Genomic DNA, 16,205 nt, shown 5'->3' with positions numbered 1-16,205 from the left:
GAAAGAGTACGGGTCTTGGTTTCGTGAATAGTTGGAAGAATTTCATCGAGAGCGAAATGGCGCTTCTCCTAACCCGAGGGCGTCGACGCCTTCGTTTGCCCTTGACATCGCCGTCGTTGTTATAGACAGGATGGCGTATTCATAAGGACAGAGATCAGTGATTTGGGATACAGCAATCCTAGAACCACTTTAGCCGAAGCGGCTTACCGAGGGCCTGAAGAATTTGACTATATACACAAAAACGCCCGCATTCACGCGGGCGGATGTGGTCAATTTCGAATCTCAATTGCCGATTCAGTATTTCCGCAGCACTCCAATCACTCTTCCCTGCAAATTTACGGATTTCGCCGGGACGATGATCGGTTTCATGGCGGCGTTTGAAGGTTGCAGGCGGATGTTCGAGCCTTCGCGATACAGCCGCTTCAGCGTCGCGTCTGTGCCTTCCACCAGCGCCACCACGATTTCGCCATCGTGGGCATTTTGGGTTTTCTCCACCAAAACGTAATCGCCGTCCACAATGTGCTCGTCCTTCATGCTCTCGCCTTTTACCTGAAGCACAAAGACGTCTTTGGAACGGGTGATGTCGCCCAGGGAGATGGTTTCTGGAGTTTCCACGGCCTCAATCGGCTGTCCGGCGGCGATGCGTCCCATGAGCGGGAGCGCAAGGTCTTTGGGTGGTGTCCGCTTGAACATTCCGCGCACCGGCAGCACGTCAATGGACCGGCTGCGGTTATAGTCGCGCTTGAGGAGGCCCTTTTTCTCCAGGTTGGAGATGTGCTTATGCACGGTTGCCAGTGAACTCAGGCCCAGCCCATCGCCGATTTCTTCAAAAGAAGGCGAGTAGCCATTGCGCTGGATGAATTCCTGAAGGAAGTCGTAAACCTGCCGTTGTCGCTTTGTTATTGCCATACAAGCGAAATATTACCGAACCAAAGGCGAATTATCAACAGAAATTGTGCAAATGGAACCAAAAAACTCAACTTTACCTGGCCGCCACCCCTGCCGGCATGGCGCTCAGGATCTCATCCACCGTCGCGATCGCCCGGTCAATCTCTTCCATTGTGTTGTAAAAATGCGGGGAAAACCGCACCCCGGCCTTTGGCCGGTAGTCCACCAGCACGTCCCGCTGCAGCAACTCCTGGCACACTTCTTTCGCGTTGGGCATATCGATGGCAACTGTCCCTCCCCGCTGCTCGGGATCGCGCGGAGCATTCACGCGCCAGCCGCGCTGGTCCGCCAGTTCAATCAGCCGCGACGTCATCTTTTTCGATTTCTCGCGGATCCGCGCCACGCCGGCTTCACGAATAATTTTCAATCCCGGCATCGCCGTATAAAATCCCGGGACATTGGTCGTTCCCTGCATGAAGCGGAAGGGCGCATCACCATAGTGGCTGGCGCCAATCTCAAATTCAAATGGATGCTCATGGGCAAACCAGCCGGTAAATCCCGGCTGAAGTTTCTTGCCCAGATCGGGCCGTACATATAAATAAGACGTGCCCGCTCCGCCGCACAGCCACTTGAGCACGCCGCCCACGGCAAAATCTACGTTGAGCGCCTGCACGTCCACCGGGACATTACCCAGCGATTGAAAACAATCCATCACCACCAGCGCGCCCACACGATGCGCTTTTTCCACGATGGCCTTTACGTCCTTGATATACGAGCTGCGGAACACCACGTGCGAGATGGGGACGAGAAGAGTCTCTTCATCGATTGCGTCGATCAGACGCTCGGTGGGCACGTGAACGCCGTCATCTGTGCGGACCATATTGACGCGCGCGCCGCGGCTGCGCTGGCCTTCCCAGAAGTACATCACGGAAGGAAAATTCATGTCGCTATAAACGATCTTGTTGCGCTTGCCGCTGAAATCAAAACAGCTGGCGATTACGGCCTGGCAACTGGTGACGTTCAACTGCAAGGCCACCGAACCCGGCGCGGCGTTCATGATCGCGCCAATTTCGTCGCCCACTTCCACGGCCATCATCCACCATTTTTCTTCCCAGGCGCGGACGCCGCGCGTGGCCCATATATCGCAAAAATCGCGCGTTGAGTCATACACGCCGCGAGGCATTGCGCCCAGCGAGTTGCTGATCATGTAGGTGGTGCGTTCCAGGATGGGAAATTCTGGGCGAAAGCGAAGTAAGTCGTCAGTCATGGTGCCTCTCAAGGACAATCAAAGTTTACCTGATTAGTTTAAATTAGCCGCGAATCCACACGAATAAACACGAATCACCAATTCGCGTACTTTCGCGTTGATTCGCGGCTCAGTTTTTGATCTGCGCGTTTCTGCGGAAATCTGCGGCGACAATAATACTTCTCCTGCAAATTTGCAGCGATGCTATATTGCATTTCACGAAGATGCGAAAAACTCAGGGATCCCGCCGCAAGCTGACAGTTTTATCGCTGGCCGCGGCCACATATTTCATGGTTTCCGGCGGCCCGTATGGCGTTGAGGAACTGGTCCAGGACACGGGCTACAAGCTCGCCATCGTCATTCTTTTTATTATCCCTTTGATCTGGAGCCTGCCCACTAGCCTGATGGTGGGCGAACTCGCCGCCGCAATTCCCGCCGAAGGCGGTTTTTACGTCTGGGTGCGCCGCGCCATGGGGCCTTTCTGGGGTTTTCAGGAAGCGTGGCTCTCGCTGGTAGCCAGCATCTTTGATATGGCCATCTATCCCACTCTGTTCGTGCTGTATCTGGGGCGGCTCTGGCCGGAAGGAGTGGCGGGACATCGTGGCGTAGCGATTGCAGCCGCCATGATCGCCGTCTGCATGATGTGGAACCTGCTGGGCGCAAAAGCCGTGGGCGTCGGCTCAATGCTTTTGGGCGCGCTCATGCTGGCTCCGTTCGCGCTCATTACCGGCTATGCATTTTTTCGCCACATCACTCTGGGACCAACGCCTCCCGCGCAGGGCAGCCTGCTTACCGGAATGCTGGTGGCCATGTGGAACTACATGGGATGGGACAACGCTTCCACCGTGGCCAATGAAGTTGAGGACCCGCAGAAGACTTATCCGCGCGTGATGATGCTGGCTCTGGCGGCGATCATTCTTTCTTACGTTATTCCGGTGCTTGCCGTCTGGCACCTGCATGTCCAGCCAGAAGTCTGGTCTGCCGGAAGCTGGGCCAGCATCGCTTCAATGGTGGTTGGGCCGTGGCTAGGCGCTTTATTGGTAGGCGCAGCCATGATCAGCGAGTTTGGCACTTTCAATTCGCTGGTAATGTCTTATTCACGTCTGCCTGTGGCGATGGCGGAAGACGGACACCTGCCAAAGATTTTTACGCGCAAGCTTAAAGATGGAGCGCCCTGGATCGCCATCATTGTTCTGGGCATTGCATGGGCCGCATCGCTGGGACTGAGCTTTGACAAGCTCATTATGCTCGACATCCTTCTTTACGGCGCGAGCCTGGTGCTGGAATTTCTGGCGTTGATCATGCTGCGTATTCGCGAGCCGGAACTTGCGCGCCCGTTCCGGGTGCCGGGCGGCATCTTCGGTGCTATTGCCATCGGGGTTGGTCCTACGGCGTTGCTACTGATTGCGCTGATTAAAAATCGCGGAGAGCAACTTGATGTGTGGCGGCTGGGCAGCGTGAGCCAGTTGGGATTCGGGTTGGTCCTGATGGCGATGGGAGTGGTCTATTACTTTGTGGCGGGGAGGGCTTCACCCGTCTCGAGCGCAGCGAGAGAGCCCTATGATCTGAAAGAAACTTCAGGTGAGAACGGCCCGCGTCCGAAATGATATGTGAGTATGGGTAATCGCAGTGGAAAGAATTATTGTTGCGATAGGGATCTCTCGCTACGCTCGAGATTTCAGAAAAATGCCTCGAATCGGGAAAGCGCCCTATTTTTTTCTCACCGCCCAATACCCCGCCGTCAGCACCACCAGATAAATCCCTGCGCTCTTCGCGGCCACGCTGGACTGCGATACCCACCACGTGCATGCAATCGCGGCTACAATCGCGATGAATCCAAGAATAGAGCCGGTGCCTCCCAGCGGTGAGCGTATACCGATCTCTGCTAATTGAGCGTCGGAAACTGTTCGCCGGAAGCGGACATGCGCCAGCAGCGAAATGAGCCACGCAATCATTCCACCCACCAGCGCGGCATTGATGATATAGAGATAAGCATTCGATGTGCGCAGCTGCAGCAGGATGGCACCGACGATTCCGCCCATCGAGACTAGCAACGCGCCCATGGGAACGCCGTGATGATTCAGGACGCCCATGCGCTGTGGAGCGTAGCCTGAGCGGGCCAGGGCAAACAACATGCGCGACGCGACGTAAAGACTGGCATTCGCACCGGAGAGCGCGGCGGAAAGCACGACAAAATTCATAATGAAGCCGGCTGCGGGAATCCCGGCGACTTTGAAAACCGTGACAAACGGGCTTTCAGAAACGCCCGCATTTTTCCACGGCATCACGCCCACCAGCACGGCCATGGCCCCCACGTAAACCAGGACCAGCGTGGCAAAGGCGATGCGCGTTGCCCGCGCCACATCCTTGCTTGAGCGGGCCTCGCCGGAAGAAATGGCCACCATCTCAATGCCGAGAAAGCTATAGAGTCCAAAGGAAATCGCCATCAGCGGAGCCGACCAGCCTTGCGGAGCGAAGCTGCCACTCGCTACATATTGAGGGCGCACCTTGCCGGCAAACAATAATGCCGTACCCATCACAATGAAAACGAAGATCGTGACGACCTTCAACAGGGCAAACCAGTATTCAAACGTGCCGTAATGGCCGACGGAAAATAAGTTGATGGCGAGCAGAAAAAGGCCAAACGCCACCATCCACACAAGGGCCGGAACCGCCGGGTACCACTGGCGCATGTAAGTGGCCGCCGCCACCACCTCCGATCCAACCACGATGACCACGGCAAACCAGTATCCATAGCGAGCAACGAAGCCGGCCCAGCGATTCAGGTAGAGATCGGCGTAGACGCCGAACGATCCGGCAGCCGGGTGGACTGCAGACATTTCTCCCAGCGCCATCGCAACAGTCCATGAAATCAGCGCGCTCAAAACGAAAGTGAGCACCACGGCGGGTCCGGCCACCTGAATGGCAGCGCCGGAACCGAGCAGCAATCCCGTACCAATGGAACCCCCGACGGCCACCATGGCCATTTGCCGCGCGGTCAATTCCCGCTTTAATCCCTGCTCTTGGTCAGTCATTTTTGGCCGGTCATTTTATTCGTTGGATTATTGGGGAAAGTTATAACGGTTGTTAAGGCAGATTGCCAGAATCGTTTGCTTCTTCGAGCCGATTACTAATGGATCGAGATGAAGCATTGAGTGCTCCGGCGATTGCGCATAGAATTACATACTCAGCCTCAGTGCATCCCGGCGCCGCCCCCTCCGAGTGCATTTTGAGGAATTTGATCCATTGACTCATGGCGGATATCTCCAAGCGACTTGAAAAAGCGGAAAAGTACCTGCAAAGAAGCAAGCCTGAGGCTGCGCTGGAAGAATACCTGGACATTCTTGCGGAAGAGCCCAGGAACCTCCAGGTGCTCCAGGCTGCCGCCGACCTTTGCCTGCTCCTGGACCGCCGTCCCCAGGGAGTGGACCTGTTCAGTAGCCTGCTGGAGCAGGAGTTTGAAGCCGGAGAAAGCGCCAAAGGCTCAGTAACCTACAAAAAGCTCTGCAAGCTCACCACGCCAACCCCAACCCAGACGTTTCAATACGCCCAGCTCACGGAAAAGCGCGACCGCAAAGAAGCGCTGGATGCCTACACTACGGCGTTGCAGGGATTCGAACGGCAACACAAAGATAAGCAGGCCCTGGCGGCATGCAAGCGCATTGTTGAACTTTCGCCAACCATCGAAAACCTGCAACTCACGGGGGAAAAGGCTGCTGCGCTGGGCGAAGGCAAAACCGCCGCGTCGAACTTTGTTCAGCTCGGGCTTTTGCAGGACCAGGAGTCGCCGGGCTCAGGATTTCAATCCTATGAGCGCGCCTACAATTTCGACCAACTGAACTTCCAGGCAATCTATCTCTACGGACGTGGACTGTTTTCCCGCAACGCGGTCACTGAATGCCTGGCCGTGCTGGAACCGGTTGTGACCAAGGTAAAGGGCTTGCCTGAATTGCGTGAGCTTTACGCCCATGCGCTGATGGCTGCCAAACGTCCGGCGGAAGCCGAACCTTACACCTGGGAAGCTTTCGAGAAAGACCCACAGCAATTGGAAGAAGTGGCTTCACTGGTAGGCGTCTATCTGGACATCAATGACACGCGTGGCGCGCTGGAATTGGCCAGGAAGCTTGAAGAGCATGAAACGTCCGCAGGACGGCGGCGTGAATTCATTACCAGCATGTATGAAATGTCCGATCGCAGGCTGGCGACGCTCGGATTCACTGAATACCTGGTCAAACTCTTTGACACCGCGAATCGGGAGCATGAGTACAGCAATACGCTGCTGAAGCTCTTTCAACTTTATTATTCCGCAGGCAAGTACGGACAAGCCGGTGAGACGCTGGACCGCGCCGCTGAACTTGATCCTTACGAGCCCGGCCACGCCAAGCGCCTTGAGATGCTACGCGGACGGATTGACGACCACGCATACAGCCGCATTGCCAACCGGTTTCATCGGACTGACAATAAGCCGCAGGCGGCAGCCGTGGCTGTGCCTGAGCCGACCGCGGCAGCGCCGACGCGTGGCGAATCCGAGCCAACCGTGCTGGAAGACTTTATTCTGCAGGCGGAGATTTACCTGCAATACGGTATGCGCTCCAAGGCGCTGGAGCGGATTGAACGCGTCAGCAAGCTTTTCCCGCGCGAAGAGCTGAAAAATGAAAAGCTGCGCCACCTTTATATATCGGCGGGATTCACGCCAGTGTATGAAGCAGCGGCGCGAGCCACTACTCCAGATGCGGCTCCGAAAGAGAAAGCCGCTGCTCCGCCGCCACCTTCTGCTGCTACTTACGAAGAGAATGCCGTAGATAATTTTGCCCGCGTCACGGAGATTACGCGGAATATTTATCGCCAGGTCAACGTGAAAAGCGTGCTGTTTACAGCGGTCAACGATATTGGACGCCACTATAACGCCAGCCGATGCGTGGCGGGGTTGTGCACCATCGGCAAGCCCCCTTCCGCTGCGCTGGAATACTGCGCGCCGGGAGTAAAGCAGTCTGATGTAATGGCCATCGTGAAATTGATTGGACTCACGCAGCAACTTGCGGCGAACGGCGCGGTGAACATCGCCAATGCCAAGGCATCGCGTGAACTGGCTCCGGCAGCGGAGCACATTCACGCCTTGAACATTGAGTCGCTGCTGGCGGTGCCACTGCTCGATTCAGGTGAGCAATCCGGGATCCTGATTCTGGAGCAGACGTCCCCGCGGCAATGGCAGCAGACGGATGTGGTGGTGTTGAAGACCATCGCGGAGCAGATGGTGCTGGCGGTGAGCAACGTACGCCTGCGCACATTGATGAAGACGCTGGCCGTTACCGACGAAAAATCCGGCCTGCTGAAGCGGCCTTCTTATCTGGACGTTCTTCTTTCTGAAGTGCGGCGGTCACTGCAGCAGAAAACTCCATTGACCTTGATGCTGCTTCATTTCGGCAAGGCCTCCGCCATGGTGAAGGAGATTGGCGAAACCGCAGTGGAAAACCTGATGCAGCAGATAGGCCAGAGTCTGGCTTCGCACATCCGCCAGAATGATGTGGCCATACGCTACGATCTCACCACCATCGCGCTGGTGCTCGCCGACACGACAGAAAAGAACGCGTTCCTGGTGGTAGACAAAATGAGGAAAGTGCTGGCGCCCACAAAAATTCCCGGCACCGATCGCACGCCGCCCATCAGCGCAGGAATCGCAGAAGCCGTGTTGCAAGAGCGTTTTGATGCCGTGGACATGGTGACTGAAGTGATTAACCGCGTGGAAAGCGCGCTGGAGATCGCACGCTCTGAAGGTGGCAACAAAGCGCATTCCCTTGCGCCTGTAGTCCAGCCGAATGCCGTAGCGTAAAAGGCAAATCCTGTAAGCTTGGCACCCAATCCTCGACTCTGACTCAACCTGTAATCCCATGAAAGAGCAGGACTTCCCTGCTGTGGCAAAGCCCTGTTTTTCTCGCAACTTCCTCACCGACCATGACATCTAATCCCTTGACAGTAAGACACTCATATCTCATAATCGTTTTATTGTTATAGGTAAATGCACTTATTTTAAAGCACTTATAAGCAGGGAGGCTGAAAGCCATGGGGAAGATTATTGGAATTGATCTCGGAACCACCAACTCAGTGGTGGCCGTGATGGAGGGCGGCGAACCGAAAGTTATCGCCAACGAGGAAGGCGGTCGGACGACGCCTTCAGTGGTCGGCTTCACCAAATCTGGTGAGCGCCTTGTCGGTCAGGTGGCCAAACGGCAGGCCATCACCAATCCGGAAAACACGGTTTATTCCATCAAGCGGTTTATGGGACGCCGTTTTGACGAAGTGAATGAAGAAATGAAGATGGTCCCCTACAAGGTCGTGCGCCAGGGCGATCACGTTGCCGTGGTGGCGCAGGGACAGGAATACACGCCGCAGCAGGTTTCAGCGATGATCCTGCAGAAGCTCAAGAAAGCGGCGGAAGATTACCTTGGCCAGTCGGTAACGGAAGCCGTGATTACGGTTCCCGCGTACTTTAATGACGCGCAGCGCCAAGCCACCAAAGACGCCGGCAAGGTTGCCGGGCTCGATGTAAAGCGCATCGTCAATGAGCCCACGGCAGCCGCACTGGCTTACGGTCTGGACAAGAAGAAAGAAGAAACCATCGCTGTGTACGACTTCGGCGGCGGCACTTTCGATATTTCAATCCTTGAAGTGGGCGAAGGCGTGATTGAAGTGAAGTCCACCAACGGTGATACGCACCTGGGCGGCGACAACATTGACCAGCGCATTGTTGACTGGCTTGTGGAAGAGTTCAAGAAAGATGAAGGGCTTGATCTGCGCGCCAAAGGCAATGAGATGGCTCTGCAGCGCCTGCGTGACGCGGCGGAGAAAGCCAAGATCGAACTTTCCACCACCATGGAAAGCGAAATCAATCTGCCGTTTATCACCGCGGACGCAACCGGTCCCAAGCACCTGGTGAAGAAGCTTACGCGCACCAAGTTGGAGCAGATGGTGGATGACATCATCCAGCGCTCCGTGGCGCCGTGCAAGCAGGCACTGAAAGATGCGGGCGTTGACGCCAGCAAGATCGACGAAGTAGTCCTGGTCGGCGGACAGACGCGCATGCCTCGCATCCAGGCGCTGGTAAAAGAGCTGTTTGGCAAAGAACCGCACAAGGGCGTGAACCCGGATGAAGTTGTTGCCATTGGCGCAGCGGTGCAGGCGGGCGTGCTGGCGGGAGACGTGAAGGACCTGCTCCTGCTCGACGTAACTCCGTTGACGTTGTCGATCGAGACCCTGGGCGGCGTGGCCACGCAGATGATTCCGCGCAACACCACAATTCCGACCAAGAAGACGGAGACTTTCTCCACGGCGGCGGACAGCCAGCCATCGGTTGAAGTCCACGTGTTGCAGGGCGAGCGGCCTTTGGCAAAGGACAACCGCACTCTGGGCAAGTTCCACCTGACCGGCCTACCGCCGGCGCCGCGTGGCGTGCCGCAGATTGAGGTGACGTTCGATATCGACGCCAACGGAATCTTGAACGTGACCGCGAAAGACAAGGCCACGAACAAGGAGCAGAAGATCCAGATCACCTCTTCTTCAGGCCTGAGCAAGGAAGAAGTGGAACGCATGGCCAAGGAAGCCGAAGCGCATTCGGCGGAAGACAAGGCGAAGCGTGAGGAAATCGAGGCCCGCAACCAGCTTGATGGCATGGTCTATCAGGTAGAGAAGATGCTGAAGGAAAACGGCGACAAGATCTCTGGCGACGAAAAGGGCCAGGTCGAGTCGGCGGTGGCGGACGCGAAGAAAGCGCTGGAAGGCACCGACGCGGCAGCCATGAACGCAGCACGCGAAAAGCTGACCGCAGCTTCGCACAAACTGGCTGAAGCCATGTACAAGGCGCAGCAGGCGGCCCCGGCGGATGGCGCTTCTGGGGCAGGCCCGCAGGCAGGCGCGCAGTCGAACGGCGCCGGGCAGCAGGAAAAGAAAGATGAAGGCGTAATAGACGCAGAGTACGTTGACGTGGAGGACAAGAGATAAGTTCTCCGCAACACTAACGGCGTGGCAAAGGCGGCGCTAAGCCGCCTTTAGCCTATGCGACAAAAGGAGTCTCTTTTGAAAAAATATCTGGTAGTAAAAATGGCGGAAGGATGGAGCCAGGTTGTGAACTGGGTGGTAATGCCCGGGCTGTACACGATAGAAGCAGCGCAGCAGTTTGTCGCCAGCGCGGTGGCAGACGAACCGGGCGCGCGGTACATGATCCAGGAAGTGGGCGCAGCGTAAGAAGCTGCTAGCGGCTAGCTGCTGGCTGTTAGCTTGTGCATGGGCAGGATCAGCTTTGCGGATTTCCGGAAAATGAGCGAGTTAAAAAATTCGGTTTAGCTAGCCGCCAGTAGCTAGTGGCTAGCAGCTCTGGAGAATTGATGAAATACATGAGACGTCGTGGCCTGCGGATGTTTGCCGTTGCGGCCTTGTTACCGATGATGGCCCTGGCGCAAAACAATGCGAAGGCCACCAAGCCTGCCGGTCCGCAAGATGCCACAACCCAGCAGGTCACGCAACTGGTGCGCGACTTTCTGGCCAATGTGCCCAAGAACGATCCCAAGGTGTTTCAGGAGTTCTTTGCCGATGATGTGATCTATACGCGCGCCACCGGCTTGACCGTTACCAAAGCCGACATCCTGAAGAATATTGATGTTCGCTCAACCAGCGACCCGCAAATGACTTTTGAGGGCGACGATTTCACGGTCCATCCTTACGGGGAAATGGCGGTCGTGAATTTTCGGCTGATCGCGCACAACACTGAGAACGGCAAGCCGACGACGGCTTACTATCGCAACACAGGAACCTTTTTAAAGCGCAACGGCAAGTGGCAGGCCGTGGCCTGGCAGGCGACGAAGGTGCCGGAAAAGCAGTAATTAGTACTTAGTAATTAGCAAAACCAAATTCATGGCGACGACTCAACAAAAAGATTATTACGGCGCGCTGGGCGTCAAAAAGACCGCCTCGGCAGAGGAGATCCGCAAGGCCTTCCGCAAACTCGCCCGCAAATACCATCCTGACGTTAATCCCAATGACAAGAAGTCGGAAGAGAAGTTCAAGGAAATTTCTGAAGCCAATGACGTGCTGAGCGATCCCAAGAAGCGCAAGATCTACGACCAGCTCGGCTTTTACTCAGACAACATCGATCCCGCAGCGGCAGAAGCTTATTCGCGTGGCGGCGGATTTGGGGCAGGTGGATTTGGAGCAACGCCTCCAGGCGGCCGAGGTGGCCAGGGCTTTGATTTCAATGGCTTTGATTTTTCTGATCTTGGCGGCGCGGGCGGCCGGTCAGGCGGCGGAGGCGGCTTCCGCGATATTTTTTCCAGCATTTTTGGCGGAGGACGCGGCGGGGCAGCCACGGAAGTGGGGCCGGAACACGGTACCGATCTTGAATATCAGGTGAATGTCGGCTTCTGGGACGCAATTCGCGGCGCGGTGATGCGCCTGAGCATTACGCGACTTGATACCTGTACCAACTGCCACGGAAGCGGCGTCGTCGGAACGCCCACGACTTGCCCGCAATGCCATGGCAGCGGCCACATCACGCAATCCGGCGGCGGAATGAAGTTCAACGTCGCCTGCCCGCGCTGCGGCGGTAGCGGCAAGGTGCAGCCTCCGTGCCCCGTATGCCACGGCGAAGGCGCGGTGGAGCGCACAGAGCCGCTGGAAGTACGTGTAAAAGCGGGTACGCGCGACGGACAGCGCATACGCATCGCCGGCAAAGGCAATGCCGGGTTGCATGGCGGACAGCCAGGCGATTTATATGTGATCATCCGCGTGGGCGAGCATCCGGTGTTTCGCCGCGAAGGCGACGATATCTACGTGACTATCCCGGTTGCCGCGTGGGAATCAGCATTGGGAGCGAAGATTGAAGTGCCGACCATCGATGGCCGTTCGCAGTTGAAGATCCCACCGGGAACGCAAAGCGGACAGAAGCTGCGGCTACGCGAAAAAGGAGTGCCTTCTGCCACGCATGAAGACAATCGCGGCGACGAGATCGTGGAGATCAAGATCATGGTCCCTGAGGCCCATGACTTAAAAGCGCGCGAGCTGTGGCAGGAATTGCATGAGCTGCACAAAGACGATCCACGGGCGGAGTTGTGGAGCAAGGTGTAGCAAAGCAACGTGTAGTGCTGGAGACCAGGCGTCTTCGCCTGCGCGAGTTTGTGCCGCAGGATGCAGACGCTCTGCTGGCCGTGCTGGGTGATCCGGTGGCAATGCAGTATTATCCGGCAGCCTTTGACCGCAAGGGCGTTGAAGAGTGGATTGAGCGAAATCGCAACCGCTATCGAGGCGAGGGGTTTGGTCTGTGGGCGATGCTGCTGCGGAAGACTAACGAAGTTATTGGGGACTGCGGCTGCTTCCTACGGGACGTGGATGGAAGGGACGACATTGAGATTGGCTATCATGTGCGGCGCGATCTATGGGGCAACGGCTATGCCACAGAAGCTGCTCAGGCGTGCATGCAGTACGCGTTCACAAAAATGGGCGTTGGCCGCGTGATCTCGCTGATTCGACCTGAAAACATGCCATCAATCCGGGTGGCGGAGAAGAACGGGCTGACATGCGAGAAGATCATTTTCTGGCGCGGCTATGACCATTGTATTTATGCAAAGCAGAATAGATAAACCATGACCGCTAAACGCAAATCCAAGGGCGCTTACATGATTTCTTCCGTGGCGGAGATGTACGGCATCCATCCGCAGACGCTGCGGCTCTATGAGCGGGAAGGTTTGCTCAAGCCCTCGCGTACGGACGGCAACACGCGTCTTTACACAGAAGAAGATCTGCAGCGGTTGGAATTTATCCTGAACCTGGCGCGAGACCTGGGCGTGAACATCGCAGGAATCGCTATCATCCTGCAGATGCGGGAGCGCATGGAAGACATGAACCGAAAGATGCAGGAGTTTGTCCGCTTTGTGCAGGATGAAGTCGCGTTCCGCGCCAGCAATGCCCATGCCGATCCCAGCAAGGGCGCGATCATTCCGCTGCGCAAGCCAACGATCAACGTAACGCCGCGCGATCGCAAGAAATAGGCAAGCGAAACCGCAAGAAAATCTCACCACGGATAACACCGGATAATACGGATTTTCAAATTTACGAAATAGCCTTATTGAAATTTTTTGATCCGTGTAAATCCGTGTTGTCAGTGTAATCCGTGGTGAGATTTTGGATTTTTGTACAAAGTCTGAGCCGGTAGCTCTTTCAGGAACACCGGCTCATTGTTTTGCGCGGGAGGATTGGTGTTTACCTAACTTCAGTTCATATCCTGCCCGCGAATTGAAATGATCGGCTTGCGCGGCTCGTCCGACGAAGGCTCTGGCACATCCTGACCGAGGTTGATCCGTCCGACGCCAGCCGCGGCAGCCTTTTGTTTATGTGGATAAATACGCATGCGCTGTCGAATCCGGCGTTCAATATCAGCCCATTCTTCGCGAGTTCTGTCCACGCCTCGCCGGATGCGCATGACGCCTTTTTCTTCAGCTTTACGGAGATTGTCTACCAAACGCATTGCATCTCCTCTTTTTATGCTGTTTTGTGATCACGGCCTGGTTGGAGACACCGCGACCAATTAGTGTGATGCCGATTCAATGGGGTTGGAAACTGCTGCTGCCCAGAGTGTCTCCTTTTTTATGTCGCTACGCTCCAGACCGCTTTGGCAGGCTGGTCTTGGGAGAGAGTTTTCCGCCCTGAAGCGAGTGGCTCGGCGCGCAAGTCGGCCTAAAAGCGGTTATTGATAGCGTGAACTTTAAAAAGCAAGCACAGGTCCCTCCGTCCTACTCGCGCGCTGGTAAAAGCGCGCGCTCGCTTAACGGCCGTCGGGATGACGAGTTATATGAAGGTTACAGTTAGCACTAAGAGTCGGCCTCGCCGCTTTGGGAACGCGCTCTTACTCGCTCTGTGCCGGGTTCTGCCTGGCCAGCCATTGCAGGAACATCTGTTCAATCGGCTTGTCTTTGGCGCGGATCAGATGGCGAATGGTGTGTCCCGTCGCGAGATGGCAGAGTTCCTCCGCCATGTTCTTGATGTGGTCGCCGGCGCGTTCCAGCGAGTTGGCCATGGACAGCACGTGCAAGCTTTCAGGCCCCTTGAGTCCTTCAGCATTCTCCGTGTGGCGAACGACAATCAGGTTGCGCAGGCGATCGATTTCAGAGTCGGTACGCAACACATGCAGCGCCTGCTCAATGTTGCGGCTGGCAAAGGCCTTGACCATGGTGCTGAGCATGTTTTCCAGCAGGCAGCCCATGCGGGTTAGCTGCTCAATATCATCCATATCAATGCGGTTGCGCACAATGGCTGACCGTTCGCTGAAACTGGCAACCAGATCTCCTACGCGCTCAAGATCGAGCATGAGCTTCATACATGCGAGCAGCTCACGCGCCTGCAGTGGCGTAACCTGCGTGATCACCGTGGCAAGCTCTTCATCCATTTCGCGGTCCATGCTGTCCAGCCGCTCTTCACATTTGCGAACCGCCATCAGCGCCAGTTGCGATCCGTTGATCAGGCCGTCAATGGCATGCGTGACCTCGTCTTTGGCCACTGAACATGCGCTCAACGTGAGGCCGACCAGATGGGATTGCACGGTGGATCCCTGCGGAAGGAGAGTTGCCGGGGTGGTCATGACTGCGCGTACCTTGTCCGCCGCTCTCTCGCCCAAGGAAAGAGCGGCTTGATTCGACATTCATCCGTCTATCGCAAGTTATAAACAAGAATTGTGAATGCAGGGTTAAAGCGCCGTGAATCGTGTGCAAATTCTGGGTGGACGGATCCGTCCCGGCTTTGCACAAAAAACCAAAACCTCACCGCAGATAACACTGATGACACTGATTTACACAGATTCAAAAGTTCAATAGGACCATTTTGAATTTGTAAATTCGGTGTTCATCCCCAGTGAGATTTCGGTTTTTTTGCAAAAGATCTGGCTTCAGGAAGCCATGCTTTGGGTGTCTTCCCGCTCATCCTGGCCTTCAAGAAAGGTGACCAGGTTCTCTGCCAGATGGATTGCGTTGTCCGCGAGTTGCTCAAGACAGCGCGATGCAAAGATCAGGTGGAGATCCTGCTCGTCCCTGGCGTGGGGTTCCGGGCGGCTTAGACCGCGCAAAACATAGTCACGATAGGCATCCACGGAAGCCCCGCCATGCGCGGCGTTGCGCGCCAGCACCGGATCAAGACGCACCAGCGAGCGCAGCGTCTGTCGACAAAGATGAGAGACTGCGATGGCCAGCGGCTGGAGCCGGGAAAAGTCCTCATGCTCATGATGCCTTCCCACTTCACTTACCTTGCGTCCCAGGTTGGCGGCGAGTTTGCCTAAGCGCGACAGGTCTTTGCCAATTGCGACTGCGGATGTGAGGTGCTTGATTTCAGCAGTTTCAAGGTAGCAGCCTTCCAAGGCTGAAAAAACGGTTTGATCCAGCGTGCGTTCCAACTCCTGAATTGCCACTGAGCTTTCAAGCACGCCCGCAACCACATGAGAGTCGGTGTGCAGAAGCGCCGAAATCGCGCTGCCTACGGCTTCATCCACTTTCACGCCCATGGCTGCCAGTAAGTTGTTGATAGTGCTTTCCGCTGTTTGCGCCTTTACTGCCTGAAATGCCATTACCACACCTTTTTCTATAGCGTTACTTACTTAGACGAAAGCTACCACTGGCCGGTTAACGCGCAATGAAAACTAAACACAATTTTTGTGAAACGCCGTAAAGCGCTTGTTTTGCTAGGTATAGATGAGAGGGGATGGGAGAGGATTCACTTTTTTGGCGACCCAAAGCGGACCCCGCGCCACGCGTACCCCGTCCGCAGATGTTCGATTTTCACCACATGGAAAGAGCCGAGACCCGTCCGAATGCCGCAGACAAAGGAACCCCGTCGGTTTTTTCATGAAGAATTACTATTTCAAGGCGGTAGACATTACGCGGCGGGAAGGTCAGTGGTCCAGGTTAACTGTGACATTTCAAGAGGTTGTCCATTCGAGCAAAACCAGAGAAGCTGATTGTGATGAGCAGTCAACTCAAATCTGGAGGCCCGAATGGACATTCATAAGAATGCACGACTTACCTTTATCCGTCGAGAGCAGTTA

14 protein-coding genes are annotated in these 16,205 nt (G+C 55.8%); 8 read left to right on the top strand and 6 right to left on the bottom strand.

Features of this window, described 5'->3' with window-relative positions:
- Positions 1 to 294: 294 nt before the first annotated feature.
- Entirely contained in the window at positions 295 to 909 is a 615-nt protein-coding gene (lexA, locus tag LAO76_27785; GenBank protein MBZ5494741.1) for a transcriptional repressor LexA, read from the bottom strand.
- Between the two features lie 73 nt (positions 910 to 982).
- A complete protein-coding gene (locus LAO76_27780; GenBank protein MBZ5494740.1) occupies positions 983 to 2,155 on the bottom strand; it encodes an aminotransferase class V-fold PLP-dependent enzyme in 1,173 nt (390 codons plus the stop codon).
- Between the two features lie 203 nt (positions 2,156 to 2,358).
- Here LAO76_27780 and LAO76_27775 point away from each other — a divergent pair, with 203 nt between their 5' ends.
- Positions 2,359 to 3,741, top strand: coding sequence for an APC family permease (locus LAO76_27775; GenBank protein MBZ5494739.1), 1,383 nt, complete (start codon positions 2,359 to 2,361; stop codon positions 3,739 to 3,741).
- Positions 3,742 to 3,843: 102 nt separating this feature from the next.
- Here LAO76_27775 and LAO76_27770 read toward each other — a convergent pair whose 3' ends face one another.
- Positions 3,844 to 5,169: an amino acid permease gene (locus LAO76_27770; GenBank protein MBZ5494738.1), complete on the bottom strand. Its 1,326-nt coding sequence runs from the start codon at positions 5,167 to 5,169 to the stop codon at positions 3,844 to 3,846.
- Positions 5,170 to 5,387: 218 nt separating this feature from the next.
- Here LAO76_27770 and LAO76_27765 point away from each other — a divergent pair, with 218 nt between their 5' ends.
- The 7 genes from LAO76_27765 (at position 5,388) to LAO76_27735 (ending at position 13,167) form a co-directional block, all read left to right on the top strand.
- Positions 5,388 to 7,964: a diguanylate cyclase gene (locus LAO76_27765; GenBank protein MBZ5494737.1), complete on the top strand. Its 2,577-nt coding sequence runs from the start codon at positions 5,388 to 5,390 to the stop codon at positions 7,962 to 7,964.
- Positions 7,965 to 8,194: 230 nt separating this feature from the next.
- Entirely contained in the window at positions 8,195 to 10,129 is a 1,935-nt protein-coding gene (dnaK, locus tag LAO76_27760) for a molecular chaperone DnaK (GenBank protein ID MBZ5494736.1), read from the top strand.
- A gap of 75 nt (positions 10,130 to 10,204) precedes the next feature.
- On the top strand, positions 10,205 to 10,372 hold the full coding sequence (locus LAO76_27755; protein ID MBZ5494735.1) for a hypothetical protein: 168 nt from the start codon (positions 10,205 to 10,207) through the stop codon (positions 10,370 to 10,372).
- A gap of 140 nt (positions 10,373 to 10,512) precedes the next feature.
- On the top strand, positions 10,513 to 11,007 hold the full coding sequence (locus tag LAO76_27750) for a nuclear transport factor 2 family protein (GenBank protein MBZ5494734.1): 495 nt from the start codon (positions 10,513 to 10,515) through the stop codon (positions 11,005 to 11,007).
- Between the two features lie 31 nt (positions 11,008 to 11,038).
- Positions 11,039 to 12,247, top strand: coding sequence for a J domain-containing protein (locus LAO76_27745; GenBank protein ID MBZ5494733.1), 1,209 nt, complete (start codon positions 11,039 to 11,041; stop codon positions 12,245 to 12,247).
- A complete protein-coding gene (locus tag LAO76_27740; protein ID MBZ5494732.1) occupies positions 12,232 to 12,759 on the top strand; it encodes a GNAT family N-acetyltransferase in 528 nt (175 codons plus the stop codon). The genes LAO76_27745 and LAO76_27740 overlap by 16 nt, the downstream gene beginning before the upstream one ends.
- Before the next feature lie 3 nt (positions 12,760 to 12,762).
- On the top strand, positions 12,763 to 13,167 hold the full coding sequence (locus tag LAO76_27735; GenBank protein MBZ5494731.1) for a helix-turn-helix transcriptional regulator: 405 nt from the start codon (positions 12,763 to 12,765) through the stop codon (positions 13,165 to 13,167).
- 221 nt (positions 13,168 to 13,388) lie between these two features.
- Here LAO76_27735 and LAO76_27730 read toward each other — a convergent pair whose 3' ends face one another.
- From LAO76_27730 to LAO76_27720, 3 genes are all read right to left on the bottom strand, one after another.
- Complete coding sequence (locus tag LAO76_27730; protein MBZ5494730.1) at positions 13,389 to 13,643, bottom strand: hypothetical protein; 255 nt, start codon at positions 13,641 to 13,643, stop codon at positions 13,389 to 13,391.
- Between the two features lie 378 nt (positions 13,644 to 14,021).
- The gene (locus LAO76_27725) at positions 14,022 to 14,813 is read right to left on the bottom strand and encodes a hypothetical protein (protein ID MBZ5494729.1); all 792 of its coding nucleotides are present in this window, start codon (positions 14,811 to 14,813) and stop codon (positions 14,022 to 14,024) included.
- A 243-nt stretch (positions 14,814 to 15,056) separates the two neighbouring features.
- On the bottom strand, positions 15,057 to 15,728 hold the full coding sequence (locus tag LAO76_27720; protein MBZ5494728.1) for a hypothetical protein: 672 nt from the start codon (positions 15,726 to 15,728) through the stop codon (positions 15,057 to 15,059).
- Between the last annotated feature and the right edge of the window lie 477 nt (positions 15,729 to 16,205).

The sequence above is a fragment of the Terriglobia bacterium genome (assembly GCA_020072645.1).
GTDB lineage: Bacteria > Acidobacteriota > Terriglobia > Terriglobales > Acidobacteriaceae > Angelobacter.
This window is presented reverse-complemented; position numbering and strand designations above follow the sequence as displayed.

Coding starts and splice junctions, on each gene's coding strand:
- LAO76_27720 (MBZ5494728.1), bottom strand. CDS start 15,728: ATGGCATTTCAGGCAGTAAAGGCGCAAACAGCGGAAAGCACTATCAAC.
- LAO76_27775 (MBZ5494739.1), top strand. CDS start 2,359: ATGCGAAAAACTCAGGGATCCCGCCGCAAGCTGACAGTTTTATCGCTG.
- LAO76_27765 (MBZ5494737.1), top strand. CDS start 5,388: ATGGCGGATATCTCCAAGCGACTTGAAAAAGCGGAAAAGTACCTGCAA.
- LAO76_27780 (MBZ5494740.1), bottom strand. CDS start 2,155: ATGACTGACGACTTACTTCGCTTTCGCCCAGAATTTCCCATCCTGGAA.
- LAO76_27730 (MBZ5494730.1), bottom strand. CDS start 13,643: ATGCGTTTGGTAGACAATCTCCGTAAAGCTGAAGAAAAAGGCGTCATG.
- dnaK (MBZ5494736.1), top strand. CDS start 8,195: ATGGGGAAGATTATTGGAATTGATCTCGGAACCACCAACTCAGTGGTG.
- LAO76_27725 (MBZ5494729.1), bottom strand. CDS start 14,813: ATGTCGAATCAAGCCGCTCTTTCCTTGGGCGAGAGAGCGGCGGACAAG.
- LAO76_27750 (MBZ5494734.1), top strand. CDS start 10,513: ATGAAATACATGAGACGTCGTGGCCTGCGGATGTTTGCCGTTGCGGCC.
- LAO76_27735 (MBZ5494731.1), top strand. CDS start 12,763: ATGACCGCTAAACGCAAATCCAAGGGCGCTTACATGATTTCTTCCGTG.
- LAO76_27745 (MBZ5494733.1), top strand. CDS start 11,039: ATGGCGACGACTCAACAAAAAGATTATTACGGCGCGCTGGGCGTCAAA.
- lexA (MBZ5494741.1), bottom strand. CDS start 909: ATGGCAATAACAAAGCGACAACGGCAGGTTTACGACTTCCTTCAGGAA.
- LAO76_27770 (MBZ5494738.1), bottom strand. CDS start 5,169: ATGACTGACCAAGAGCAGGGATTAAAGCGGGAATTGACCGCGCGGCAA.